Raw genomic sequence first — 26,034 nt, forward strand, 5'->3', positions numbered from 1 at the left:
GATCTCTGGACTCCTGCGCCGCGCGGCAGCTCTCTCACGCCACGCCGCTTTCGATTGCCAGCCGCACCAGCTCGGCCGAAGTTCGTACGCCGAGCTTTTGGCGCATGATCGACGACGTATTGGCGACTGTTTTGTACGAGGAATGAACCAGCCACGCGATTTCGGAAAGACTCTTGCCGGCGCTGAGCAGGCGCAAGATCTCCATTTCCCGCGAGGTGAGTTTGGCAAGCGGGCTGCGGGCGAATATGGGGCCGGCGAACGCGATGCTGCGCGCGATCGCGGAGGGCAGGTAGACCCCGCCCTTGCCGACTTCACGAATGGCCTCGACCAGATCCTGCGGATCGCCCGTCTTGGCGACATAGCCCTTGGCGCCGATTTCGATGGCGCGCGCGGCGAAGACCGGATCGTCGTTCATGCTGAACATGATGATCCGAGCGGAAGCGGCGCGCGCGAGAATGCGCCGCGCCAGCTCGAACCCCGACACGGTCGGCAGGTTGATGTCGATTACGCAGATGTCGGGGCGCTCAGCGACGAACACGCGTTCGCCGCTCTCCGCATCGGCGGCCTCCAGCAGCACGACCTCCGGTTCGTCGGCAAATACGGTGCGGCAGCCCGAAGCAACGATGGGATGATCGTCGACGATCAGAACACGCATTGCATCGATCCCCGATAGCCGCTTCGATTCCGTTGCTGCATCGCGTCAGGCTGTAGCAGTGTCGGCGCGAGGCCGGCCATGCATCGCCCGCGAGATTGCTGTACGCTTCAATCTGATCGTCGGTTTTTCTACTGTCAACGGTCCTCTCGATGGAGGAACGGATTGCGACGCGATTGGGGCAAACCTCATGTGGCAGAAATTATCGTTGCGTGCCCGGATCAATTTGCTGCTGGCGCTTGGTCTGACGCTCGCCTTGGCGATCAATATCGCGCGGCTGGTGGCAGAGGCGGCGCCCCGCGTTCGAGCCGAAGATCAGAGCGTCATTCGGCTGGCACGCGAATTCGTGGAGACGATCATTCCCAGCCTGAACGAGGCGCCCGACCCGGATGCGCGGCTTGACCAGATCGTTCGCGACCTCAGCCGGCTCCGGCACGTCAGTATCACGCGACAGGGCGATGCCTCGGTGAGTGAACGCTCCGGCAACGGTGACCATGAACGGTCGCCGCCGGCGTGGTTCATCGCGCTCGTTCATCCGGAAACGACCGCTGTGAGCGTACCGATCACCATCCATGGAAAGCCGCAGTCGCTGGTGATCACCTCGCATCCGAACGATGAAATGGCCGAGATCTGGGACGGAATCATCACCCAGCTTGCGGTCAGTTCCGCGCTCGCCATCGCGCTCTTTCTGGTGACGATGACGGTGGTTGGCCGCGCACTGGCGCCGCTGCAGGCGCTTTCGCAGACCATGGCGAACATCGAGGCCGGGCAATATAGTTCACGCGTCGAGCCCGGCGGCGCGCCTGAACTGGCGGCGATCTGTGCCAAGCTGAACCACCTCGCGGGCACGCTCGGCGAGGCGGTCGAGGATAAGCGCCGGCTCGCCGAGCGCACGGTCTCGCTGCAGGATCTGGAGCGCAAGGAGATTGCGCGCGAATTGCATGACGAGTTTGGGCCGTATCTCTTTACGCTGCGCGCTCACGTCGGCGCGCTGATGCGGCTTTCGGAAGACGGTGCGCCCGCGGCAGATCCATTGCGCAAGCATGGCACCGCCATCATGGAGCAGATCAATGCGCTCCAGCAGTTCAACCGCAGGATACTGGAGAAGCTGCGGCCCGTCGGACTGGCGGAACTTGGATTGCGCGAGGCGCTCGGCGTGCTCTTGCGTTTGTGGCGCGAGTCCCGTCCCGATGTAACCATCGACGCCAACATCGCGAGTGCGCCGGACGAGACCGGAGAAGTGACGGACTTGACGGTTTACCGCATCGTGCAGGAAGCCCTGACGAACGCCTTCCGCCACGCCGACGCGACCGCCGTCAGCGTCACGGTCGAACAGGCTGCAGGAATGAATGGAAGCCGCGGCTGCGCCCTGGTGCGGGTCAGCGACAACGGTCGCGGTTTGGCACCGGATCACAAGTTCGGATTCGGCCTGATCGGCATGCGCGAGCGAATATTGGCGCTGGGCGGTACGCTGAATGTCGTCTCCGGCAACGGGGGCGTCACGGTGGAGGCGGTCGTTCCCCACGGATCGCGCCATTGATGGAGGGCGAAGCGGGAATTTTTCCCGATCTCTTCGGGAAGGAGGACATTTAGGAAACCCGACCTTTTGCGGCTAGCGTGTGTCGTTGTCTTCTCACTAGTATCGCCCGCGTCGAACCGGCAGTCGCGAATGAGCCGGCATGTAGTGGGGTGGGGGCTTATGGGCGTACGCGTACTGGTGGTTGGGACGATCTCACTGTGCCTGGTTCCTGGGATCGACCGTGCCGAGGCCCAGACCGCGCCGGGCGATAGCGAGGTGTTGCCCGCCATCGAGGTGGTTGCTCCCCCGACGGCATCGGCACGACCGGCAGCCAGACCACCCCGCGGCGGCGCGGCACCTCGAGCCACCCGAAATGTGCGCAGGGTTTTTGTCTATCCGACCGCGCCCACTCCGACGGTCGGCTCGGGAATGGATGTCGACAAGGTGCCGGCAGCGGTCAACGCCGTCGGTGCCGGGCAGATCGCGCGCACCGGCTCGCCGAACATCGCGGACGCACTGCAGCAACAGGTGCCGGGTATCGTCCTCAGCGATACGACCGGAAATCCGTTTATGCCCGACGTACAATTTCGAGGTTTCGTTGCATCTCCGGTCTCCGGTACGCCTCAGGGACTGGCGGTTTACCAGAACGGGATGCGCATCAACGAAGCGTTCGGCGACACTGTCAATTGGGACTTGATCCCGACAGCCGCAATCAGATCGGTCACCGTCGTAACCAACAATCCTGCATTCGGTCTCAATGCACTCGGCGGCGCCGTCAACGTGCAGATGAAGGACGGCTTCAACTATAAGGGTACCGAAATCAACACGATGGGCGGCTCGTTCGGACGCATCCAGAGTTCGGCGCAGCATGGCAAGCAGATTGACAATTTTTCCGTCTATGGCGCGCTCGAAGGCGTGCGTGACAACGGCTATCGCAATTTCTCGGAGTCGGCGATTCGCCGCTTTTACGGTGATGTCGGTTACCGGACCGATAGCAGTGAATTTCACCTCAACGTGGGCCTTGCCAAAAACAATTTCGGCGCGGCGGCGGCGGTGCCGGTCGAACTCCTGCAGAGGTATTGGGGCGCGACCTATACAACGCCGCAGACCACGGACAACCGCGTTGCTTACGCCAACCTGACCGGAAAGGTCGAGGCGACGCCGACCTGGACCATCGAAGGCTCGGCGCGCGTCCGGGCGTTCCGGCAGAAGACGGTGGACGGAAACCCGACCGAGACGGGGCCGTGTGACGCCGATTCAACGCTGCTTTGCTTCAACGAAGACGACACCACGCCGGGAGCACCGGCGAACGGGCTCAACGGAGTCCAGCTTGCAAATCCCTTCCCCGACACTGCGGTGCTGGGCCAGATCGACCGGACAACGACCCGTTCGACGACGACCGGGGCGACCTTGCAGGCAACCAATACCGACCAGTTGTTCGGACACAACAACCAGTTCATGGTTGGCGCCAGTTTCGACTCGGGCGTCACGCGCTTCGGCGCCAGCGCGGAACTGGGCACGATCGGTCCAAATTACGTCGTCAGCGGCAGCGGCATATTCCTCGGCCGGTCAGGCGAGCCCGTATCTATCGGCCCAGTCTCGCTTCGCGCCACCAACCGCTACACCGGCATCTATGCGCTCGACACGTTCGACGTGACCGACGCGTTCTCGATTTCGGGCGGCGGCCGCTTCAACTATGCAAACATCGTCCTTCAGGATCTGATTGGCACTGATCTCAACGGCAATCACACATTCAGCCGCTTCAATCCGATGATCGGCGGCACCTATAAGATTACACCTGAACTGACCGCCTATGCCGGCTATTCCGAAGCCAATCGCGCACCGACCCCGCTGGAACTCTCATGCTCCGACCCTGCGCGCCCCTGTATCGCCGCGGCATTCCTGATCGCCGACCCGCCGCTGCAACAGGTCGTTTCCCGCACCGTCGAGGCGGGCTTCCGCGGCACCAAGGAGCTGAATATCGGAACGCTCGGATGGAAAGTCGGCGCGTTCCGCGCGACCAATGCCGATGACATCCTGGCGATCCCGAGCCCGGAGTTGCAGGGATTTGGCTATTTCCAGAACGTAGGCCGGACGCGCCGCCAGGGTATCGAGGCTCAGGTCAATCTGACGTCGAAGACGCTGCAACTTTATGCCAGCTATGCCCTCGTGGATGCGCGCTTCCTCGACCCCCTGACGCTCACCTCCAACAGCCCGTTCGCCGATGCCGACGGGAATATTCAGGTTCTGCCGGGCAATCGCATTCCGGCGATACCCCGCAACCGGGTCAAGGTTGGCATCGACTATTCGGTCACAGACGCCTTCAAGGTCGGTGGCGATGCATTGTTCGTCGGCAGCCAGTATTTTGTCGGCGATGAATCCAATCAGGCAGCGCGGCTGCCAGGGTATTCGGTTTTCAACCTGCACGCCTCGTATCAGATCAACAAGACGTTCCAGCTCTATGGCCGCATCGACAACATCTTGGACCACCGCTATGCGGTTTACGGGACGTTCTTCGAAAGAGATGACATCCCCAACTTCGCCAATGGTGGTGCGGACTTTACCGACGCCCGCTCGGTCAGCCCGGCGCGGCCGCGCGCCTTTTACGCGGGCCTGAAGGCAACTTTCTAGAGAACGAGAGACGTAAACGCGGCTCAGCGATGATGCGCGGCAGAGTGTTCAGCTTGCCGCGCCACCGGGATGTTCTCGTCAGGAAACATCCGGCGCCGGATCGGCACAATGCGCCTTGTGGATGGCGGAGGGAACGAAGCCAAAATGCTTCCGGAATACACGGCTGAAGTGCGACGAGCTCGAGAAGCCCCACGAAAATGCGACATCCGTGATCGTCTTTCCGTGCTGGGTCTCCAGCTCCTGGCGGCAGTGCAGCAGTCGCGCCCGCCAGATGTAGTCGCTGACGGTCATGCCCTTGTCGCTGAACAGCATGTGCAGGTAGCGCTTGGTGCAGCCCAATGCCGCGGAGATCTGGTCGATGCAAAGTTCGGGGTCGCGCAAATGTTCGCGGATGAAGGCTTGCGCCCGAATATACATCGCCTCGGGCCCGACGCGATCGAACATCGTGTCTGCCTCGCGCAGCGGCAACAGCAGCAGATCGATCAGCGAATCGGCAACGCCGATGGCGTTGTAAGGCGACAGTCTGTTCGCTTCGTCAAACGCGGTGTGCACGAAGTCGTAGGCGATGCGGCCGGTGCCGTTACGCGCGGAGAGCTTGCACGGCAGCATCTTCGACGTGCGGAAGCCGCGTTCGTGAAGCAGTGCCTTTGGGACGATCACGACCTCGTGCCGGGTCAACGAGGGGCTGACGATCGTGTGCGGGCAGGAGACGTCATAGGCGAGACAGTCGCCGGGCATGATGTCGATGCGACGGCCAGCCTGTTCGAAATGAGAGATGCCGTAGGTCTGGAACAGTATCTTGACGTAGGGGTGTTCGCTCAGTTTTGTGCCTGAGACCGTATGCGCGATGCGATGCTGGCTTGCCTCGATCTGACACAGTTTTAGCTGCGAAACGGTTGTGTAATTTATCCGGCCCTCGAGCGACGAACCTTCCAGCGGATCGACGTCAAACTGGCCGCAAAGATCTGTCAGTGCATCTGACCAAGTTTGGAGCTGCTTCTTCGGCGCCAATCCAGAGGTGCTGAGTGAACGAACTGTATCAGACATTGCCCAGCCACCGATTTGAGAACAGGCCGCGACCTCCGCCTCGGCGTCGGTCAGATGGTCGTGACATTTGGCCCCAATTTAGGCAGTCGTCAGGGAAGTTGCGCAGATTCTTCCCAATATCCCTTTGACAATCCTCCAACTTAGTTTCGGCGGCGTCAAGGGAAACCTCGACCGAGAGCGGTGCCTGGAAGGTCGTGGGAACACGCCCACGGAATGATGCTTCGCAGCATCCCGGAAGAGCCAGAACGTCGCGCCGATCCGAAACTAAAAAAATCAATTAAGTTTCGCTATTGAGCAAACGCGCTTCGCTCTTGGGCAAGTTTCCTATTTCCGAACGGGATAGGAATAAGGACCAATAATGGAAGAATGGGCCGTTTCGGCGGAAACCCAAAACTCGTATCTTGGAGGAAACCACTATGCGCAAGGTGCTATCCGCAGCCTGTCTTGGCGCTATGGCGACATTCGTTGTCGGCGTCGCATACGCCAACGAAGAACTGATCAAGATGTCGCAGAACCCAAAGGACTGGGTGCAGCCGGCCGGCGACTACGCCAATACGCGCTACTCGAAGCTTAACCAGATCAACGCATCCAACGTCGGCAAGCTTCAGGTCGCCTGGACGTTCTCCACCGGCGTGCTGCGCGGCCATGAAGGCGGACCGCTCGTCATCGGCAACATGATGTACGTCCATACGCCGTTCCCGAACAAGGTCTATGCTCTTGACCTTTCGCAGGATAACAAGATCGTCTGGAAGTACGAGCCGAAGCAGGATCCGAACGTCATTCCGGTGATGTGCTGCGATACGGTCAATCGCGGCGTGGCCTATGGCGACGGCAAGATCTTCCTGCATCAGGCCGACACCACCCTGGTCGCGCTCGATGCCAAGACCGGGCAGGTGCAGTGGAGCGTCAAGAACGGAGACCCGGGCAAGGGCGCCACGGGCACCTCCTCGCCGCTCGTCGTCAAGGACAAGGTTCTGATCGGCATTTCCGGCGGCGAGTTCGGTGTGCAGTGTCACGTCACGGCTTACGATCTCAAGAGCGGCAAGCAGGTATGGCGCGCCTTCTCCGAAGGGCCAGACGATCAGATCATGGTCGACCCTGTGAAGACGACCGAACTCGGCAAGCCGGTCGGCAAGGATTCGAGCATCAAGACCTGGCAAGGCGATCAGTGGAAGATCGGCGGCGGCTGCACATGGGGCTGGTTGTCCTATGATCCGAGCCTGAACATGGTCTATTACGGGTCGGGCAACCCCTCAACCTGGAACCCGAAACAGCGTCCGGGCGACAACAAGTGGTCGATGACCGTCTTCGCGCGCAATCCGGATACCGGCATGGCCAACTGGGTCTACCAGATGACGCCCCATGATGAGTGGGACTACGACGGCGTCAACGAAATGATCCTGAGCGACCAGAACGTCAACGGCCAGGAGCGCAAGCTGTTGACCCATTTCGACCGCAACGGTTTGGCTTACACGATGGACCGTGCAACCGGCGAGCTCTTGGTCGCCGAGAAGTACGATCCGAAGGTGAACTGGACCACCGGCGTCGACATGAACAAGAGTTCGCCGACCTACGGGCGTCCCAAGGTTGTCGATCAGTATTCGACCGAAAAGGGCGGTGAAGACAAGAACACCAAGGGCATCTGCCCGGCCGCGCTCGGCACCAAGGACCAGCAGCCGGCAGCCTATTCGCCGGATACGCAACTGTTCTACGTGCCTACCAACCACGTCTGCATGGACTATGAGCCGTTCAAGGTGAGCTACACCGCGGGCCAGCCCTATGTCGGCGCGACGCTCTCGATGTATCCGCCTCAAGGCGAAACCCATATGGGCAACTTTATCGCCTGGGACAACAAGACCGGCAAGATCGTCTGGTCGAACAAGGAGCCGTTCTCGGTGTGGTCAGGTGCGCTCGCGACGGCCGGCGGCGTGGTGTTCTACGGAACGCTCGAAGGTTACCTCAAGGCGGTCGATGCCAAGACGGGCAAGGAGCTCTACAAGTTCAAGACCCCGTCCGGTATCATCGGTAACGTCAACACCTATGAGCAGGGCGGTAGGCAGTATGTTGCAGTGCTGTCCGGCGTCGGTGGCTGGGCGGGTATCGGCCTTGCCGCAGGTCTGACCGATCCGACTGCGGGCCTCGGTGCCGTCGGTGGCTACGCCGCGTTGAGCAACTATACCGCACTTGGCGGCACGCTCACCGTGTTCGCGCTGCCGCAGTAAAGCAGGACCACCTCGTCCGGCGCGTGGCTCGCTCCACGCGCCGGTTGTGGCCTGCATCTGATATCGAGGATGAGCTCTTGCGTAAAATCTGGTTGATTGCGGCCACTCTCACGCTGGTGGCGCCGGGAACGATTGCTTTCGCTGCGGATGATGCTGCCGCGGTCAAGACCGAGGACGGTAAGTATTTCGACAAGGAAGGAAACCCGACCTACAAAGTCGGGGCAGATGGCACGGTCGATTGGTACACCTACTCCGGATACCGTCGCTATCATTCCGAATGCCACGTCTGCCATGGCCCTGACGGGATGGGATCGACCTATGCGCCAGCGTTGCAGGATTCGCTGAAGACGATGAGCTATGGCGACTTCGTCTCAGTCGTCGCGAGCGGCCGCCAGAGCGGTAACTCCGTCATGCCAGCCCTCGGCGACAATCCGAATGTCGCCTGCTACATGGACGATCTTTATGTGTATCTGCGTGCCCGCGCCCATGACGCCGTCGGGCGCGTCCGACCTGCGAAGAAGGAAGACAAACCCGAAGCGTATACCGAGACAGAAAAGTCCTGCATGGGAGCCAAATGATCATGCCGAACATGCGAGGCGCGCGTTCCGGCAGGTCCGTGCAGCGACTTGAAAGAAAATGTGGAGTTTAAGATGAAGACCCGCGCTGCTGTCGCATTCGAGGCCAAAAAGCCTCTTGAAATCGTTGAGGTCGATCTGGAAGGCCCGAAGGCCGGTGAAGTCCTCGTCGAGATAAAGGCGACCGGAATCTGTCACACCGACGCTTACACGCTTGATGGATTCGACAGCGAAGGAATCTTTCCTTCGATTCTCGGTCATGAAGGCGCAGGCATCGTCCGGGAGGTTGGGCCGGGCGTGACGTCGGTCAAGGCCGGCGATCATGTGATTCCGCTCTACACGCCTGAATGCCGCCAGTGCAAAAGCTGCCTGAGCGGCAAGACCAATCTTTGCACCGCCATTCGTGCCACCCAGGGCAAGGGGGTGATGCCGGATGGTACCTCGCGCTTCAGCTATCAGGGCAAGCCGATTTACCATTATATGGGCTGCTCGACGTTTTCGAATTTTACCGTGCTGCCGGAGATCGCGGTGGCAAAGATCCGCGAAGACGCGCCCTTCGACAAGAGTTGCTACATCGGTTGTGGGGTGACGACGGGCGTTGGCGCCGTGGTCAATACCGCCAAGGTGACACCGGGCGCCAACGTCGTCGTCTTCGGGCTCGGCGGCATCGGGCTCAACGTCATCCAGGGCGCGAAGATGGTGGGCGCCGACAAGATTGTCGGCGTTGACATCAACGATTCCAAGGAAGACTGGGGCCGCCGCTTCGGCATGACCCATTTCGTCAACCCGACGAAGGTGAGCGACATCGTCCAGCATCTGGTCGGGCTCACCGATGGCGGTGCCGACTACACCTTCGACTGCACCGGAAACACCAACGTCATGCGGCAGGCTCTCGAAGCCTGCCACCGCGGCTGGGGCGTCTCGGTCGTTATCGGGGTCGCGGAGTCCGGCAAGGAAATCGCCACCCGGCCGTTCCAGCTCGTGACCGGCCGCGTCTGGAAGGGAACGGCGTTTGGCGGCGCGCGCGGCCGCACGGACGTGCCGAAAATCGTCGACTGGTACATGAACGGAAAGATCGAAATCGATCCGATGATCACACACGTCCTCAAGCTGGATGAGATCAACCATGGATTCGATCTCATGCACCAGGGCAAGTCGATCCGCTCGGTTGTCGTGTTCTGATTGGATAACTTCAAACACAAGGAGGATAGGCCCATGACTGTTCATATCCACCCATCGATTGACAGCGGCGTAAAGAAGGGGACGGGCAATTTCGCCGGCGGGACCTTGGTCTGCAAATGCGCGGACAGGCCGGTGAAGGTCGCCATCAAGGGCGATGTGGCCCACAATCACGCCTGCGGCTGCACCAAATGCTGGAAGCCGGAAGGCGCGACCTTCTCCGTCGTCGCGGTCGTCCCGCGCGACAATGTGAAAGTACTCGAGAACGGCGACAAGCTGCAGATCGTCGACACGTCGGCGACCATCCAGCGCTATGCCTGCAAGGCCTGCGGTACGCATATGTACGGCCGGATCGAGAACACCGGGCATCCATTCTACGGCCTCGACTTCATCCATCCCGAGTTGTTCCAGGAAGGTGGATGGGCGGCTCCGGGGTTTGCCGCGTTCGTGTCCTCCGTGCTGGAGTCCGGCGTCCAGCCGGGCGAGATGGATGGAATTAGGGCACGGCTAAAGGAGCTCGGCCTCGAACCCTATGATTGCCTGTCGCCGCCATTGATGGATGCGATCTCGAGCCATGTGGCAAAGGCCAAGGCTAGGGCGGCCTGAACCAGGCAGCTTGAGGCTGGCGCCGGCCTGATCCTCGATTCCGAGCTCGCGCTGATGGCCACCGCCATCAGCGGAGCCGGGCGCCGCGTATGGGCGTGCAACTCGTTCGTTGATGCCGGCGGGTGAAAGCCTGTCCGGCCAACAAGGTCGTGCAGCCATCCCCGGCAGACGGCTCTCTGGCGCGACGTCCTGCGTACAATTCTTAGACATCACTCCCGAGAATTCCTTGCTCAATCGCCATGCCGTCCATGGCAAGTTGCGGCGCGTGCTCAATCGGCTGCACTTGACCGATCGTCTGATTTTGCATGCTGCGCCGCGATGAGCTTTGCCGTGGCAGCCGCAATGCTGAAGGCGAACATCTCCGAAGGTGTTGACCCCAAGAGCGGTTCCCTTCTATGGACGATGCTGCCCCTGACCACACAGACGGTACCCTGCGAGGATTCCCACAATGCCGATCGTCACGGACGCTGCATTCATTCTGCCCGACGATTTCGCCGACGCCGCGCTGATGGGGCGGATCTGGCGTCCCGATCTTGCCGGCCCGTCGGTGGTCGCGATCCGCCAGGACGGCGTGTTCGACATCACCGACGATTTCCCCACCAGCAGCCAGCTTGCCGCCGTCGCCGATCCGGCCCAGGCGCTGCGCGCCGCGCCCGGCGCGCGGGTAGGCACGCTGCAGGATCTCTTGAACAACACGCCACCTGACACCCGCGATCCAACCCGGCCATGGCTGCTTGCCCCGATCGACCTGCAGGTGATCAAGGCTGCCGGCGTTACCTTCGCGGTGTCGATGCTGGAGCGGGTGATCGAGGAGCGGGCGCGGGGCAATCCGGATTCGGCGGAGGCGATCCGGGCCGAGGTGACGCGGATCGTCGGCACCGACCTGTCGCGGTTGAAGCCGGGGTCGGCGGAAGCGCAGCACGTAAAGGACGTGCTGGTTTCCCAGAATGCCTGGAGCCAGTATCTCGAAGTCGGCATCGGGCCGGACGCCGAGGTGTTTACCAAGGCGCCCATCCTGTCGGCGGTCGGCACATGCGTGGATGCGGGCCTGCATCCGAAATCGACCTGGAATAATCCGGAGCCGGAGGTGGTGCTGGTGGTAGCACACGACGGCCGCATCGTCGGCGCCACGCTTGGCAATGACGTCAATTTGCGTGACTTCGAGGGACGCTCGGCGCTGCTCTTGTCCAAGGCCAAGGACAACAACGCGTCCTGCGCCATTGGCCCGTTCGTACGGTTCTTCGACGCGAAGTTCACGCTCGACGACATCAGGAAGATGGAGATCTCGCTGGAGGTGAAGGGACCGGAGGGTTTTGTCCTGCACGGCGCATCTTCCCTGACCCAGATCAGCCGCGACCCCGCCGACATCGTCGGGCAGACGATCAACGAGAACCATCAATATCCCGATGGTTTCGTGCTCTTCCTGGGCACGATGTTCGCGCCGATCCAGGACCGTGCCGCGAAGGGGCAGGGGTTTACTCACGTGGAAGGCGATCTGGTGACGGTCGCCACGCCGAAACTCGGCCGGCTGACCAACCGCATGCGCCACAGCGGCGACTGCGAACCCTGGCAATTCGGCCTGACCGAGCTCTTCACCGCGTTGATGCGTCGCAAGGGTGTCGGCCGAAGCAGCAACTAGCCTCGAGCCGCGCCAGCAGGGAGGCACCTTCGCAATGGCGAAAATCAGGATCGGTCTGGCCGGCTGCGGCTTCGTGTCCGAGCTGCACATGCATGCCTACCGGCGCGTTTACGGCGTGGATATCGAAGTCAGGGCCGTTGCGGCGAGAGGCGATCATGTCGTCGAGTTTGCCCGTCGCCACCAGATCCCGACGGCGTATCGCAGCTTTCGCGACTTGATCGCCGACGCAGATATCGATGTTATCGACATCTGCATGCCGCCCAATTTGCACACGTCGATGATCGTCGACGCGATGCAGGCCGGTAAGCATGTGATCTGTGAAAAGCCATTCGCAGGCTATTTCGGGCGCGAGGGCGACAAGCTGCCGATCGGCAAACATGTACCCAAAGCACTGATGTATGAGCGTGTGCTGGAAGAAATGGCCGCGACCCGCGCGGCGATCGACAAGACCGGCAGGCTCTTCATGTATGCGGAGGACTGGATCTACGCGCCGGCGGTGACCAAGACCGTGGAGATCCTCAAGGCCACCAAAGACAAGATCCTGTTCATGAAGGGGGAGGAGAGCCACTCTGGCTCGCATGCTGCGCACGCCGCGCAATGGGCGATGACCGGCGGCGGCTCGCTGATCCGGATGGGATGCCATCCGCTTTCGGCGGTCCTCTATCTCAAGCAGGTCGAGGCGAAGGCGCGCGGCGAGGCGATCGGCGTCGCGAGCGTGACGTGTGACGTCGGCAACGTCACGGCGTGCCTGCGCACCGATGAACGGACCGTGCTCAAGGCCAATCCCGTCGATGTCGAGGATTGGGGCGTGCTCACGGCGACCTTTTCCGACGGCACCAAGGCCACGGTTTTTTCCGGCGACATGATCCTCGGCGGCGTGCGCAACCTGATCGAAACCTATACCAGCAGCGGCTCGCTATTCGTCAACATCACGCCGAACACGCACATGATGAGCTATCAGACCAACGAGGAGAAGCTCGCGAGCGTCTACATCACTGAAAAGGTCGATCGGAAGACCGGCTGGCAGTATATCTGTCTCGAGGAAGAATGGACGCGCGGCTACGTGCAGGAAATCCAGGACTTCATGGAGTGCGTTGCGACCGGCCGGCCGCCGCTCTCGGATCTGGGGCTGGCTTTTGAGACCATCAAAGTCAATTACGCCGGCTATTGGGCCGCCGAAGAAGGCCGCCGCGTCACGCTGTGAAGTGTGGGTGAATGATCGATTTCGACGCATCCGGGCCTCATGGTTCGAGACGCCGCTTCGCAGCTCCTCACCATGAGGATCTATCACCTCGTCCGATGCGAGACCTCATCCTGAGGAGCGGCGTTAGCCGCGTCTCGAAGAATGAAGCCCAGCCTACGCCGCATATACCGACGATTTCGGCAGCGGAAATACCGGGTCCCGTGTCCGGATATTGGTCGGCCAGACCACCGAGATATGTTCGCCGGCATTTTGCATCACGACCGGGGTCGAGCGCTCGTTCTGGCCGGAGAGCGGCGTGCCGGGCGGGTAGAATTTTACGCCATAGCCCTGGATGGTGCCGCCCGGCGGGATATCCACGTCGAGCGCCGCCTTGCGAACCGCCTCGGGATCGAAGCCGCCGTATTTGTCTTTTGCCACGGGCAGCACATGGTTGAGCAGGATCCAGGTCTGGTTGAATCCCATCGAGCAGTGCGGCGGAACGTCGGTCGCGCCGGTTTTCTCCTTGTAGCGCGCGATCATGATTTTGGTGAGATCGCCGATCCCGGGCGCGAGTTTCGAAGGATCGAGCAACTGTGCCGGCACCGGATCGATATTGCAGAAATTGTCGATATCCGCGCCGAATGTCGCGCGCAACTTGTCGAGCTGGCTGTAGCCCGCGCCGGCGCCGAACAGCATCTTGAACTTGAGGCCGTTCTCGCGCGCCTGGCGCAGGAACAGGGTGATATCGGGGTTGTATCCTGCATGCGAGATCACGTCGGCCCTGGCGCGCTTGATCTTGGTCACCAGCACCGAAAGGTCGGGGGCGGAGGCGGAATAACCTTCCTTGAGCACGACCTGGAGGCCGGCCTGCTTGGCGTATGCCTCGTCGGCGACGGCGACGCCGACGCCATAGGGGCCGTCTTCGTGAATCAACGCGACCTTGACGTCCTTGGGCTCCATGCCGAGCTTGTTTTTCGCATGCTCGCTGATGAAGCTCGCAAAAGCCTGGCCATACTGGTCGGAATGGATTTGCGCGCGGAAGACGTATTGCAGGTTCTTGTCCTTGAACACTGCGGTCGAAACCGCGGTGGTGATCCAGAGGATCTTTTTTTGCTGCTCGACCTTGGCGGCGAGCGGGACCGCGTGCGAGCTCGCATAGACGCCGTTGATGATGTCGATCTTCTCCTGGTCGATCAGACGATTGGACTCATTGATGGCAACGTCGGGCTTGCTCTGGGAATCGGCGGCGACAGGCGAAACCTTGTACTTGCCGCCGATGCCGCCCTTCTCGTTGACGAGATCGATGGCAATCTGCGCGCCGATCGAGGAGGCGACCGACCCGCCGGCGGCAAAGGGACCGGTCAAGTCGTAGATCAGGCCGATGCGCACCGTCTCGGCTTGCGCCATCGCGCGTGTCCAATCGAGGCTGATTGCGGCGGCGGCAGCAGCCGTGTTCTTCAGCAGCATTCTGCGCGAAGTTGGCATCGTGTCCTCCCACTGAATTGTCGCCTGGACTGGTTCTTCCAGTTCTCGGTCAAGTATTTGGAGAATACGGCGGGAAGTCAACCTGCGGGGCGCGTCACGGGTTGCCCATGGCTGCGGAGACGCGCTATCTGCGCTTGCCCCGCGTCGACGTCCGGGTGATCCGGATCCTGCCATGGGTTCGCGGCAGGAATTGTGCGCCGCGGGCGCTGAGGAACTCCAGCATGGCGCGTGCCGGCGGCAACAGGATCTTGTCCCTTCGGGACAGGGCGAACCATTGCCTGACAATGGGAAGGCCAACCACATCGAGCGTGACCAGTCGCCGCTCGTCGAGTTCGGTAGCGACCGTGTGTGCCGAAATAAACGCAATTCCGAGACCCGCGATCACGGCCTGCTTGATCGTCTCGTTGCTGCTCATCGCCATGCCGATTTTCGGTCGAATGCGCGCCGTTTCGAATAGCTGCTCCATCAGGCCGCGCGTGCCCGAACCGGGTTCGCGCGTCAGAAACGTCTCGTCGGCAAGATCGCTTAGCGGGATGCGGGATTTGCGCACCAGGCGATGGCTCGTCGGCGCGATGATAACGTGGGGGTGATCGCCGATCGGGTGGACGTCCATGTCGATGTCCACCGGCGGGCGCCCCATGATTGCGAAATCGAGATCGTAGCCGCGTAGCGCCGTGCCGATCTCCTGCCGGTTTCCGATCGAGAGCGTGACATCGATGTTCGGGTGCCGTTTCGAAAATCCGGAGATCATGAACGGCACGAAGTATTTCGCGGTGCTGACGGCGCCGATCGAGATGCGGCCCGCGGTCTTTCCCGCCATCATCTCGAGTGAGGTCTCGCAGTCCGCAATCGCAGCTTCGATGCGCTCCGAGAGCGAGAGCACCTCCCGCCCGGCATCGGTCAACAGCATTCCGTCATTGGTACGCTGAATCAACGGCAGGCCCGCAAGCTCCTGAAGATTGCGGATCTGCAGCGTGACGGCCGGCTGCGTAAGGTGCAGATGTTTGGCGGCGGCGGTAACCGACCGGTCCCTGTGAACGGCTGCGAGCGCGCGCAACTGGCGAATGGTCAATTCCCGTGGAAATCTGCCTGGCATGGGTGCACCCAATATAAGAAAAACTTTGCCAAAGCCAAAGATAAGAAAATTTCACTAATTTTGCAAACTGGGTTGTTGTGTAGAGGCGCGGGGTGCTTGATGGCATGACGCGTTGGAGTGGCTCCGCAGAGAGCGCCAATCGGGGACGGCCATGGACACACGCATAACCCTATGCTCGCATCTCGATCACGCGGGGTCGGAGACGCCGACCGGTCCCGCTGTGGCCGCCGTGATCGAGGCGATTGCCGCCGCGGCGATCGGCCTTTCCGATCTCATCGCCGATGGACCGCTGGCGGGCATTACCGGACGAACCCATGGCGTCAATTCCGATGGCGACCATCAGAAGGACATCGACCTCGCCGCCGACGCGATGATGCGCGCGGCGTTACGCGCCACCCCGGTCGCCGCCGTCCTGTCCGAGGAACAGGATGCGCCTGAAGTGCTCAATGCCGAGGCGTCTCTGTGCGTGGCGATCGATCCGCTGGATGGATCGGCCAACCTCGAAAACAATATTTCGGTCGGAACCATCTTTTCGATTCGTTTGCGCGGCAACGATATCATCTCCACCTTCTTCGAGCCCGGCACGGCACAGTGCGCCGCAGGTTTCGTGGTCTACGGCCCTCAAACCACGCTGGTTCTGGCGTTCGACGAGCGTGTCGACATCTTCATCCTGGATAGGCGTAACAGGGAATTCCTGCTGGTCGCGCGCCGCGTGAGGATTGCGCCCAACACGCCTGAGTTCGCCATCAACGCGTCAAACCAGCGGCACTGGCACGGGCCGGTGCGGACCTATATCGACGAATGCCTTGCCGGCACCAACGGCAACGGTGCATTTGATTTCAACATGCGCTGGATCGGCTCGCTGGTTGCGGAGTCGCTTCGCATTCTCGTCCGCGGCGGCGTTTTCCTGTACCCGGCGGATGCGCGTCCGGGATATCGGGAGGGACGTCTTCGCCTGCTCTACGAGGCGCATCCGATGGCGCTCGTGATGGAGTGGGCAGGCGGCGCCGCGTCCACCGGTCGCCGGCGTATTCTCGAACTTTCGGCTAGAACGCCGCACCAGCGGGTGCCGCTGATCATGGGCTCAATGCGCGGCGTCCGCGACGTTGCCGCCATTCACGAACGTATCGAACCGATGTTCGACAATAGCGACGCGCCGCTGTTCGCGCGGCGCGGCCTGTTTCTCTGATCGGAAACCAGATGTCACGCAGCTATCCCATCATATCGATTACGGGATCGTCCGGCGCCGGCACGACCTCGGTGAAGAAGACGTTTGAAAACATCTTCCGCCGCGAAAAGGTCGCGGCCGCCTATGTCGAGGGCGATGCCTTCCACCGCTACAACCGCTTTGAGATGCGCACCAAAATGGCTGAGGAGGCCGAGCGCGGCAACAAGCACTTCAGCCATTTCAGCCCGGAAACAAACCTGTTCGAGGAACTGGAGAAACTGTTCCGCGACTACGGCGAGTCCGGGACCGGGACCACCAGGCATTACGTGCACGATCATGAAGAGGCCAAGCGCTATGGCGCAGATCCCGGCACATTCACGGAATGGAAGCCGTTGCCCGAAAAGTCGGATCTATTGTTCTATGAAGGTCTGCATGGCGCCGTTGTGACCGACAAGGTCAATATCGCGCAGCATGCCGATCTCAAGATCGGCGTCGTTCCCGTGATCAATCTGGAGTGGATCCAGAAGCTGCATCGCGACCGCAGCGACCGCGGCTACACCGCGGAGGCGGTGACCGACACCATCCTGCGGCGGATGCCGGATTACGTAAATTACATCTGCCCGCAATTCACCGAAACCGACATCAACTTTCAGCGCGTGCCGACGGTCGACACGTCGAACCCGTTCATTGCGCGCTGGATACCGACGCCGGACGAATCGATGGTGGTGATCCGGCTCAAGAATCCGCGCGGCATCGACTTTCCCTACCTGCTGTCGATGATTCCGAACAGCTTCATGTCGCGGGCCAACTCGATCGTGATCCACGGCTCGAAGCTCGATCTCGCGATGCAGCTCATCCTCACCCCGCTGATCCTGCAACTGATGGAACGCAAGAGGCGCATGCTATGACCGATCTCGCCCTGTCCCGTATCGCCACCCGCCCGATTGTTTCGCATGCGGAAATGGCAAACGCGATCCGCTTTCTGGCAATCGATGCCGTCGAAAATGCGAAGTCGGGCCATCCGGGCATGCCGATGGGTATGGCCGATGTGGCCACGGTGCTGTTCTCGCGGTTTCTCAAATTCGATGCCGCCGATCCGGCGTGGCCGGATCGCGACCGGTTCGTATTGTCGGCCGGTCACGGCTCGATGCTGCTGTATGCGCTGCTGCATTTGACCGGCTACGAGGGCGTGACGACGGACGAACTGAGGGCGTTCAGACAGTGGGGATCGAAGACCCCTGGCCATCCGGAGTACGGGCATACGCCCGGCGTGGAAACGACCACGGGGCCGCTGGGGCAGGGGATCGCCACCGCGGTCGGCATGGCGCTGGCCGAGCGGCTGATGAATGCACGCTTCGGCGACGATCTCGTCGATCACTACACCTATGTGATCGCCGGTGACGGCTGTCTGATGGAGGGCCTCAGCCAGGAAGCGATTTCGCTGGCGGGACATCTGAAGCTCGGCCGGCTGATCGTGCTGTATGACGACAATGAAATCTCGATCGACGGCTCGACTTCGCTGTCATGCTCGGATGACCAACTCGCGCGCTTCAAGGCGTCGGGTTGGTCGGCGAGCCGGATCGATGGCCATGACCCCGAAGCGATTGCTGCGGCGATCCGGCATGCCCGGCACGATAGCCGGCCATCCCTGATTGCCTGCCGCACGGTGATCGGCTTCGGCGCACCCACCCGCCAGGGGACGGAGAAGGCGCATGGCGCGCCGCTCGGCGCGGATGAAGTCGAGAAAACGCGCGGCAGGTTGAACTGGCCGCACGCGCCGTTTCACGTTCCAGGAGCTGTCATCGATGCCTGGCGCGAAATAGGCGCACAGGGACATGCGGCCCGGCGGACGTGGATCGAGCGAAGCAGACGCCTCGGTTCTACGGGACGGTCACCGTTTCACGACGCGCTGAATCGAAGGTTGCCCTGTGGATATGCCGACGCGATGGCGCAGATACGGACCCGGTTCGGTACCGAGCGACCGAAAATCGCTGCCCGGCAAGCGTCGCAATTGGTGATCGATGTGATCGCGGAAGCGCTGCCCAATCTGCTCGGCGGTTCGGCCGACCTTACCCATTCGAACCTGACGCGCGCCAAGACGCGACAGCCGGTGCGGTCCGATTCGCTCGATGGCAGCTATATCCATTACGGCGTCCGCGAGCATGCCATGGCGGCTGCGATGAACGGTATCGCACTGCATGGCGGCTTCATCCCATATGGCGGCACGTTTCTCAGCTTTGCCGATTACAGCCGCCCTGCGATCCGGTTGGCCGCGTTGATGAAGATCCGCGTCATCCATGTGATGACGCACGACTCGATCGGGCTGGGCGAGGACGGTCCGACGCATCAGCCGGTCGAACATCTGGCATCGCTGCGGGCGATACCGAATCTGCTGGTGTTCCGCCCGGGCGACGCGGTCGAGACGGCGGAGGCGTGGGATTGCGCGTTGCGGGCAGACACAAATCCTTCGGTGCTGTGCCTGTCGCGCCAGGCGCTCCCGACGTTCCGCGAAGCCGCTGGCGAAACCAATCTGGTTGGGTTCGGCGCCTACGTCGTCCTCGAACCGGAGGACGGCCGTGACGTCACGTTGATCGCAACCGGATCCGAAGTATCGATCGCGCTCGAGGCGGCCAGATTGCTCGAGAAAGACAACGTCCGCGCCGCGGTCGTCTCGGCACCGTGCTTCGAGCTGTTTCGTCAGCAATCCCTCGAATATCGCACCGCCGTTCTCGGGCGCGTTCCGAGGGTCGGCGTCGAAGCCGCGGTCGAGGGCGACTGGGCGCGCTGGCTTGGCGATGGCGGCGAATTCGTCGGCATGACGGGCTTCGGCGCATCCGCTCCGGCGGAAACCCTCTATCGGGAGTTTGGCATCACGCCGGAGGCTGTTGCATTGGCCGCCATGCGTTGCCTCGCCCGAGCGAGAATGGCGACGACCTATTCATGAGGTCGAACAAAACACCTGAACACGTATGGAGGCGCCGATGGCCAGAATCACGCTGAGGCAATTGCTGGATCATGCCGCTGAGCACGGTTACGGCGTGCCGGCATTCAACATCAACAATATGGAGCAGGGGCTCGCGATCATGGATGCGGCGGCTTCTGTCGATGCGCCCGTGATCATCCAGGCTTCGCGGGGTGCGCGCTCCTATGCCAACGACATCATGCTGTCGAAGATGATCGACGCGCTGGAAGAGATGCATCCGCAGATTCCGCTCTGCCTGCATCAGGACCACGGCAACGAGGAATCGACCTGCGCCACCGCGCTGCAGCACGGCTTCACTTCCGTCATGATGGACGGTTCGCTGAAAGCCGACGCCAAGAGCCCGGCGAGCTACGAATACAATGTCGACATCACCCGGCGCGTGGTTGACATGGCGCACTGGATCGGCGCCTCGGTCGAGGGGGAGTTGGGCGTGCTCGGTTCGCTCGAACATGGCGGCGGCGAACAGGAGGACGGCCACGGCGTCGAAGGCGAGGTCAGCCACGACCAACTGCTGACCGATCCGGATCAGGCGGTCGATTTCGTTCGTGCCACCAAGGTCGATGCGCTGGCGATTGCGATGGGTACCTCGCACGGCGCGTATAAATTCTCGCGCAAACCGGACGGCGACATTCTTGCGATGCGAGTGGTGGAGGAAATCCATCGCCGGCTGCCCAACACGCATCTGGTGATGCACGGCTCGTCGTCGGTGCCGCAGCCGCTGCAGGATGCCTTCAACGCATTCGGCGGCGAGATGCCGCAGACCTGGGGCGTTCCGGTCGAGGAAATCGTTCGTGGTATCAGGCATGGCGTCCGCAAGGTCAATATCGACACCGACTGCCGGCTGGCGATGACCGCGGCGTTCCGCAAGGTGGCGACGCAGAACCGAAGCGAATTCGATCCGCGCAAATTCCTCAAACCAGCGATGGATGGCTTACGCGACCTCTGCCGCGAGCGCTTCGAGCAGTTCGGCACCGCAGGACACGCCTCAGAGATCAAGGTCATTCCGTTGGCCGAGATGGCAAAGCGCTACCGCTCGGGCGCGCTAGATCCACGTATGGGAGGAATGGCCGATGCCGCCGAATGAACTGATGACCACCACGATCCCGACCAGTCGCCGCACACCACCTGAGGAGAGCAACATGAACATGCACTCGATGACCGTTCGTGGCAAGGATCGCTACAAGTCCGGCGTGCTCGAATACAAGAAGATGGGCTACTGGGAGCCCGACTACCAGCCAAAGGACACCGACATCATCGCACTGTTCCGGGTGACGCCGCAGGATGGCGTCGATCCGGTCGAAGCCTCCGCGGCCGTGGCCGGTGAATCCTCGACCGCGACGTGGACGGTGGTCTGGACCGACCGGCTGACGGCTGCGGAAAAGTACCGCGCGAAATGCTTCCGGGTCGATCCCGTTCCGAACTCGCCGGGGCAGTATTTCGCCTACATCGCCTACGACCTCGACCTGTTCGAGCCCGGATCGATCGCCAACCTCTCGGCTTCGATCATCGGCAACGTGTTCGGCTTCAAGCCGCTGAAGGCGTTGCGGCTCGAAGACATGCGGCTGCCGGTGGCCTATGTGAAGACATTCCAGGGACCGGCGACCGGCATCGTGGTCGAGCGCGAGAGGATGGACAAGTTCGGCCGCCCGCTGCTCGGCGCCACCGTGAAGCCGAAGCTCGGCCTGTCCGGCCGCAACTACGGACGCGTGGTCTATGAGGCGCTGAAGGGCGGGCTCGACTTCACCAAGGATGACGAGAACATCAACTCACAGCCCTTCATGCATTGGCGGGAGCGGTTCCTGTATTGCATGGAGGCCGTCAACAAGGCGCAGGCCGCGTCTGGCGAGATCAAGGGCACTTATCTCAACGTCACCGCAGGCACCATGGAAGACATGTACGAGCGTGCCGAGTTCGCCAAGGAACTTGGCTCGGTCATCATCATGATCGATCTCGTGATCGGCTATACCGCGATCCAGTCGATGGCCAAATGGGCGCGCCGCAACGACATGATCCTGCATCTGCACCGGGCGGGGCACTCGACCTATACGCGGCAGCGCAGCCACGGTGTCTCGTTCCGCGTCATCGCAAAGTGGATGCGGCTTGCGGGCGTCGACCACATCCATGCCGGCACCGTGGTCGGCAAGCTTGAGGGCGATCCGGCGACCACGCGCGGCTATTACGACATCTGCCGCGAGGATTACAATCCGGCGCGGCTGGAGCACGGCGTGTTCTTCGATCAGCATTGGGCCAGCCTCAACAAGCTGATGCCGGTGGCGTCGGGCGGCATCCATGCCGGGCAGATGCACCAACTGCTCGATCATCTCGGAGAAGATGTGATCCTGCAGTTCGGTGGCGGCACCATCGGCCATCCCATGGGCATTCAGGCCGGCGCCACCGCCAACCGCGTGGCGCTGGAAGCGATGATCCTCGCCCGCAACGAAGGCCGCGACTATCTGCACGAGGGCCCCGAGATTCTGGCCAAGGCGGCGGAGACCTGCACGCCGCTGAAGTCGGCGCTCGAGGTCTGGAAGGACGTCACCTTCAACTATGAATCGACCGACATGCCGGATTACGTCCCCACGCCCTCTGTCGCGATGTAAGGAGAGCAAATCATGCGTATTACCCAAGGCTGCTTTTCGTTCCTGCCCGATCTCACCGACGAGCAGATTTCTCGTCAGGTCCAGTATTGCCTGGAGCAGGGGTGGGCGGTGAACATCGAATTCACCGACGATCCGCATCCCCGTAATAATTTCTGGGAGATGTGGGGATTGCCGATGTTCGATCTTCGCGACGCTGCCGGCGTGATGATGGAGCTAAACGAATGCCGCAAGGTGTATGGCGACCGTTACATCCGCCTGTCGGCGTTCGATTCCAGCCATGGCTGGGAATCGGTTCGGCTGTCCTTCATCGTCAACCGGCCGAAGGACGAGCCCGGCTTCCGCCTCGAGCGGCATGAAATGGCTGGCCGCAACATCCGCTACACGACCTCTTCATACGCCGCCGATCGTCCGGAGGGCCGGCGCTACGATTAGGCACGCGTTCGGTCCGGCAGACGCGTTCTCCCTGATCGTGCCTACGTCTGCCGGATGCACTGCTCCGTCGCTGCAGACGCGGCGACGGAGTCCTTTCGAAATACGAGTGCAGCGCATTGAGGTTTAGCAGATGGATCTGGATACCACCCCAATGACTGATGCGGTTAACCTGCGCGATGAACTCGAAGCCGTCGGCATCGAGGAAATCCTTTCGCAGCTCGACCGCGAACTGATCGGGCTGAAGCCGGTAAAGACGCGCATCCGCGAGATTGCGTCGCTGCTTCTGATTGAGCGTATCCGCAAGCGCATGGGACTGACGTCGGACGCGCCGACGCTGCACATGTCGTTTACGGGAAATCCCGGCACCGGAAAGACCACGGTGGCGCTGCGGATCGCCAGCATCCTGCACCGGCTCGGTTTCGTGCGCCGCGGCCAGGTGGTCTCGGTGACGCGCGACGAACTGGTCGGGCAATATATCGGCCACACCGCGCCAAAGACCAAGGAGATCCTGAAGAAGGCGATGGGCGGCGTGCTGTTCATTGACGAGGCCTATTATCTGCACCGGCCCGACAACGAACGCGACTACGGCCAGGAGGCGATCGAGATCCTGCTGCAAGTGATGGAAACGCAGCGCGAGGATATGGTCGTGATCCTCGCCGGATACGGCGACCGTATGGACAAGTTTTTCGCCAGCAATCCCGGCTTCCGTTCGCGTATCGCGCACCACATCGACTTTCCGGATTATTCCGACGATGAGTTGCTCGATATCGCAGAGCTGATGCTGCGCGACATGAACTACGGATTCACGCCGGATGCGCGTGCAGAGTTCGTTCGCTACATTGCATTGCGCAAGAAGCAGCCGCTGTTCTCCAACGCCCGCTCGATCCGCAACGCTCTGGACCGCCTGCGGCTGCGCCAGGCCAATCGCCTCGTCGCCGATCTCGATCATGTCCTGACAGTGGACGATATCCGGTCGATTGAGGCATCGGACGTGCTTGCGAGCCGCGTGTTCAGGAAGGCCGGAAAATCCGCCGAAGCGAGTTAGCTTGGACCTTCTGTGGGTACGGGGATAGCCGACGATCGGCGGAGCTAACGCTGTAGCGCCGTTTCAGGGATTGCCCTGCGAACCACTTCGCGCATCGCAAAGCTCGAATGGATACGCGCGACGCCGGGCATCCGCGAAAGATGCTGCTTGTGAATCCGCTCGAAGTCCGCGATGTCGCGCGCGATCACCTGCAGATGATAGTCATCGCTGCCCGACATCAGATGGCAGGACACCACGTCGGGACAACGGGCGATTGCTGCTTCGAACGCGGCGAGATATTCCTCGCTCTGTTTTTCCAGCGTGATGGTGACGACAACCGTGGTGACGAGCCCGAGCGCAGTCGGTTCGAGATCGGCCCGATAGCCGCGAATGATGCCGGTTTCCTCGAGCTGACGAATACGACGCGCGCAGGCAGTCGGCGACAGTCCGACCTTTTCGGCGAGCTCGATTTGGCTCGCTCTCGCATCGGAGAGCAACTCGGTCAGAATCCGAAGATCAATGCGATCCAGCTCGATCATGCCAATATTCTCTAATAATCAATAGTTTAACGCAGAATATCTGCGCAAATGGCTCCGGGCAAGCCGCAATTCGCAGAGAAGCGTTGCTCGTTCAGGAGTAATTTCTTGGCATTGGACAGCAGACTCCAATGCAGGAGCCAAGGCGATGCGGATCGGTGTGCCCAGGGAAATCAAGGTCGAGGAGTACCGCGTCGGTCTGACGCCGGCGTCGGTGCGGGAATATGTGGCGGATGGACACGACGTGATCGTCGAGCAAGGCGCCGGGCTCGGCATTGGCGCCAGCGATGATATCTACCGTTCGGCCGGCGCAGCGATCGTGGACACGGCAGCCGAGGTCTTCGCGACCGCCGACATGGTGGTCAAGGTCAAGGAGCCGCAGCCGACGGAATGGCGCCAGCTTCGCGAGAACCAGATCCTCTTTACCTATCTGCACCTTGCGCCGGACACCGCGCAGACCAAGGGGCTTCTCGCATCCGGCTGCACCGCGATCGCCTACGAGACGGTGACGGATGCCCATGGCGGGCTGCCGCTGCTGGCGCCGATGAGCGAGGTGGCGGGACGGCTGGCGATCGAGGCGGCGGGCGCCGCCTTGCGAAAATCTGCGGACGGAATGGGCAAGCTGATCGGCGGCGTGCCCGGCGTCGCCCCGAGCAGGATCGCCGTGATCGGCGGCGGTGTGGTCGGCACGCATTCCGCGCGGATGGCCGCAGGTCTCGGCGCCGATATCGTCATCCTTGACCGCTCGCTGCCGCGGCTTCGCGTCCTTGACGAGATGTTCCTCGGGCGCGTTCGCACGCGCTACGCGACACTGGAGGCGATCGAGGAGGAGATCATCGGCGCTGACGTCGTCATTGGCGCGGTGCTGGTGCCGGGCGCCAGCGCGCCGAAACTCGTCTCCCGCGCGCATCTCGCCCGCATGAAGCGCCGCGCTGTGCTGGTCGATGTCGCGATCGACCAGGGTGGCTGCTTCGAGACGTCGCGGCCGACGACGCATCAGGCGCCGACCTATCTTGTCGACGAGATCGTGCATTATTGCGTCGCCAACATGCCCGGCGCGGTGCCGGTGACGTCGAGCCATGCGCTCAACAATGCCACGCTGCCGTTCGGCCTTGCGCTGGCCGGGAAGGGCATCCGCGCGCTGATCGAGGATCCGCATCTGCGCGCCGGGCTCAACGTCCATCGCGGGCAGATCACCAACCGTGCAGTCGCCGACAGCCAGAATTTGCCCGCGGCGGCGCCCGAGAAAATTCTGGCGGCGTGAAGCCCGCCGGTTGATGATCCACAAAGGATCTTTGCGCCTGCTCGGTATTGACCAGAGATAAGATAAAGGGCGGCGAACGAATGTTCGCCACCCTTTTCTTGTTTCTGGCTGCCAATACTGGAACTACTTGCCTTTGCTCTCGACCTTCTGCTTTTCGTCCTCGTTCATTTTCTTCACGAGTGGATCGCGACTG

At 61.7% G+C, this 26,034-nt stretch carries 21 protein-coding genes; 16 read left to right on the forward strand and 5 right to left on the reverse strand.

Annotation, left to right across the window (positions count from 1 at the left end; all coding sequences use genetic code 11):
* Positions 1–34: 34 nt before the first annotated feature.
* Positions 35–655: a response regulator transcription factor gene (locus tag CP49_RS16005; RefSeq protein WP_057851170.1), complete on the reverse strand. Its 621-nt coding sequence runs from the start codon at positions 653–655 to the stop codon at positions 35–37.
* 187 nt (positions 656–842) lie between these two features.
* Here CP49_RS16005 and CP49_RS16010 point away from each other — a divergent pair, with 187 nt between their 5' ends.
* Together CP49_RS16010 and CP49_RS16015 are read left to right on the forward strand one after the other, a co-directional pair.
* Positions 843–2,192 (forward strand): histidine kinase, encoded by a 1,350-nt coding sequence (locus tag CP49_RS16010; RefSeq protein ID WP_057851171.1) that lies wholly within the window; start codon positions 843–845, stop codon positions 2,190–2,192.
* Positions 2,193–2,321: 129 nt separating this feature from the next.
* Positions 2,322–4,802, forward strand: coding sequence for a TonB-dependent receptor (locus tag CP49_RS16015; protein ID WP_057851172.1), 2,481 nt, complete (start codon positions 2,322–2,324; stop codon positions 4,800–4,802).
* Between the two features lie 78 nt (positions 4,803–4,880).
* Here CP49_RS16015 and CP49_RS16020 read toward each other — a convergent pair whose 3' ends face one another.
* Positions 4,881–5,849, reverse strand: a complete 969-nt coding sequence (locus CP49_RS16020) for a helix-turn-helix domain-containing protein (protein ID WP_057851173.1) — start codon at positions 5,847–5,849, stop codon at positions 4,881–4,883.
* 416 nt (positions 5,850–6,265) lie between these two features.
* Between CP49_RS16020 and xoxF5 the strand changes: the two genes are divergently transcribed.
* The 6 genes from xoxF5 to CP49_RS16050 all read left to right on the forward strand — a co-directional run bounded on the left by xoxF5 (position 6,266) and on the right by CP49_RS16050 (position 13,274).
* On the forward strand, positions 6,266–8,071 hold the full coding sequence (xoxF5, locus tag CP49_RS16025) for a lanthanide-dependent methanol dehydrogenase XoxF5 (RefSeq protein ID WP_057851174.1): 1,806 nt from the start codon (positions 6,266–6,268) through the stop codon (positions 8,069–8,071).
* Between the two features lie 116 nt (positions 8,072–8,187).
* Positions 8,188–8,649 (forward strand): c-type cytochrome, methanol metabolism-related, encoded by a 462-nt coding sequence (locus CP49_RS16030; RefSeq protein ID WP_245310709.1) that lies wholly within the window; start codon positions 8,188–8,190, stop codon positions 8,647–8,649.
* 72 nt (positions 8,650–8,721) lie between these two features.
* Positions 8,722–9,828: an S-(hydroxymethyl)glutathione dehydrogenase/class III alcohol dehydrogenase gene (locus CP49_RS16035; RefSeq protein ID WP_057851175.1), complete on the forward strand. Its 1,107-nt coding sequence runs from the start codon at positions 8,722–8,724 to the stop codon at positions 9,826–9,828.
* Positions 9,829–9,861: 33 nt separating this feature from the next.
* On the forward strand, positions 9,862–10,431 hold the full coding sequence (gfa, locus tag CP49_RS16040; protein ID WP_057851176.1) for an S-(hydroxymethyl)glutathione synthase: 570 nt from the start codon (positions 9,862–9,864) through the stop codon (positions 10,429–10,431).
* Between the two features lie 448 nt (positions 10,432–10,879).
* The gene (locus CP49_RS16045) at positions 10,880–12,070 is read left to right on the forward strand and encodes a fumarylacetoacetate hydrolase family protein (RefSeq protein WP_057851177.1); all 1,191 of its coding nucleotides are present in this window, start codon (positions 10,880–10,882) and stop codon (positions 12,068–12,070) included.
* 34 nt (positions 12,071–12,104) lie between these two features.
* Positions 12,105–13,274: a Gfo/Idh/MocA family protein gene (locus CP49_RS16050; protein ID WP_057851178.1), complete on the forward strand. Its 1,170-nt coding sequence runs from the start codon at positions 12,105–12,107 to the stop codon at positions 13,272–13,274.
* Between the two features lie 153 nt (positions 13,275–13,427).
* On the opposite strand, the gene CP49_RS16055 is transcribed toward CP49_RS16050, so the two are convergent.
* Positions 13,428–14,738, reverse strand: a complete 1,311-nt coding sequence (locus CP49_RS16055) for an ABC transporter substrate-binding protein (RefSeq protein WP_057851179.1) — start codon at positions 14,736–14,738, stop codon at positions 13,428–13,430.
* A 124-nt stretch (positions 14,739–14,862) separates the two neighbouring features.
* A complete protein-coding gene (locus CP49_RS16060) occupies positions 14,863–15,834 on the reverse strand; it encodes a LysR family transcriptional regulator (protein WP_057851180.1) in 972 nt (323 codons plus the stop codon).
* Between the two features lie 151 nt (positions 15,835–15,985).
* Here CP49_RS16060 and CP49_RS16065 point away from each other — a divergent pair, with 151 nt between their 5' ends.
* The 7 genes from CP49_RS16065 to cbbX all read left to right on the forward strand — a co-directional run bounded on the left by CP49_RS16065 (position 15,986) and on the right by cbbX (position 24,062).
* Positions 15,986–17,023 (forward strand): class 1 fructose-bisphosphatase, encoded by a 1,038-nt coding sequence (locus tag CP49_RS16065; RefSeq protein ID WP_057851181.1) that lies wholly within the window; start codon positions 15,986–15,988, stop codon positions 17,021–17,023.
* An 11-nt stretch (positions 17,024–17,034) separates the two neighbouring features.
* Complete coding sequence (locus CP49_RS16070) at positions 17,035–17,910, forward strand: phosphoribulokinase (RefSeq protein WP_057851182.1); 876 nt, start codon at positions 17,035–17,037, stop codon at positions 17,908–17,910.
* Positions 17,907–19,946, forward strand: coding sequence for a transketolase (tkt, locus tag CP49_RS16075; RefSeq protein WP_057851183.1), 2,040 nt, complete (start codon positions 17,907–17,909; stop codon positions 19,944–19,946). The genes CP49_RS16070 and tkt overlap by 4 nt, the downstream gene beginning before the upstream one ends.
* A 37-nt stretch (positions 19,947–19,983) precedes the next feature.
* Positions 19,984–21,069, forward strand: a complete 1,086-nt coding sequence (fba, locus tag CP49_RS16080; RefSeq protein ID WP_057851212.1) for a class II fructose-bisphosphate aldolase — start codon at positions 19,984–19,986, stop codon at positions 21,067–21,069.
* 55 nt (positions 21,070–21,124) lie between these two features.
* Positions 21,125–22,585 (forward strand): form I ribulose bisphosphate carboxylase large subunit, encoded by a 1,461-nt coding sequence (locus tag CP49_RS16085; protein ID WP_057851213.1) that lies wholly within the window; start codon positions 21,125–21,127, stop codon positions 22,583–22,585.
* Between the two features lie 12 nt (positions 22,586–22,597).
* Entirely contained in the window at positions 22,598–23,017 is a 420-nt protein-coding gene (locus CP49_RS16090; protein ID WP_057851184.1) for a ribulose bisphosphate carboxylase small subunit, read from the forward strand.
* A 151-nt stretch (positions 23,018–23,168) separates the two neighbouring features.
* Positions 23,169–24,062 (forward strand): CbbX protein, encoded by an 894-nt coding sequence (cbbX, locus tag CP49_RS16095; RefSeq protein WP_057851214.1) that lies wholly within the window; start codon positions 23,169–23,171, stop codon positions 24,060–24,062.
* A 44-nt stretch (positions 24,063–24,106) separates the two neighbouring features.
* Here the strand turns inward: cbbX and CP49_RS16100 are convergent, their stop codons facing one another.
* On the reverse strand, positions 24,107–24,580 hold the full coding sequence (locus CP49_RS16100; protein WP_082646043.1) for an Lrp/AsnC family transcriptional regulator: 474 nt from the start codon (positions 24,578–24,580) through the stop codon (positions 24,107–24,109).
* A gap of 145 nt (positions 24,581–24,725) precedes the next feature.
* On the opposite strand from CP49_RS16100, the gene ald reads away from it, so the two are divergent.
* Complete coding sequence (gene ald / locus CP49_RS16105; protein ID WP_057851185.1) at positions 24,726–25,841, forward strand: alanine dehydrogenase; 1,116 nt, start codon at positions 24,726–24,728, stop codon at positions 25,839–25,841.
* Positions 25,842–26,034 lie beyond the last annotated feature (193 nt).

Origin of the sequence: Bradyrhizobium valentinum, assembly GCF_001440405.1 — a bacterium.
GTDB lineage: Bacteria > Pseudomonadota > Alphaproteobacteria > Rhizobiales > Xanthobacteraceae > Bradyrhizobium > Bradyrhizobium valentinum.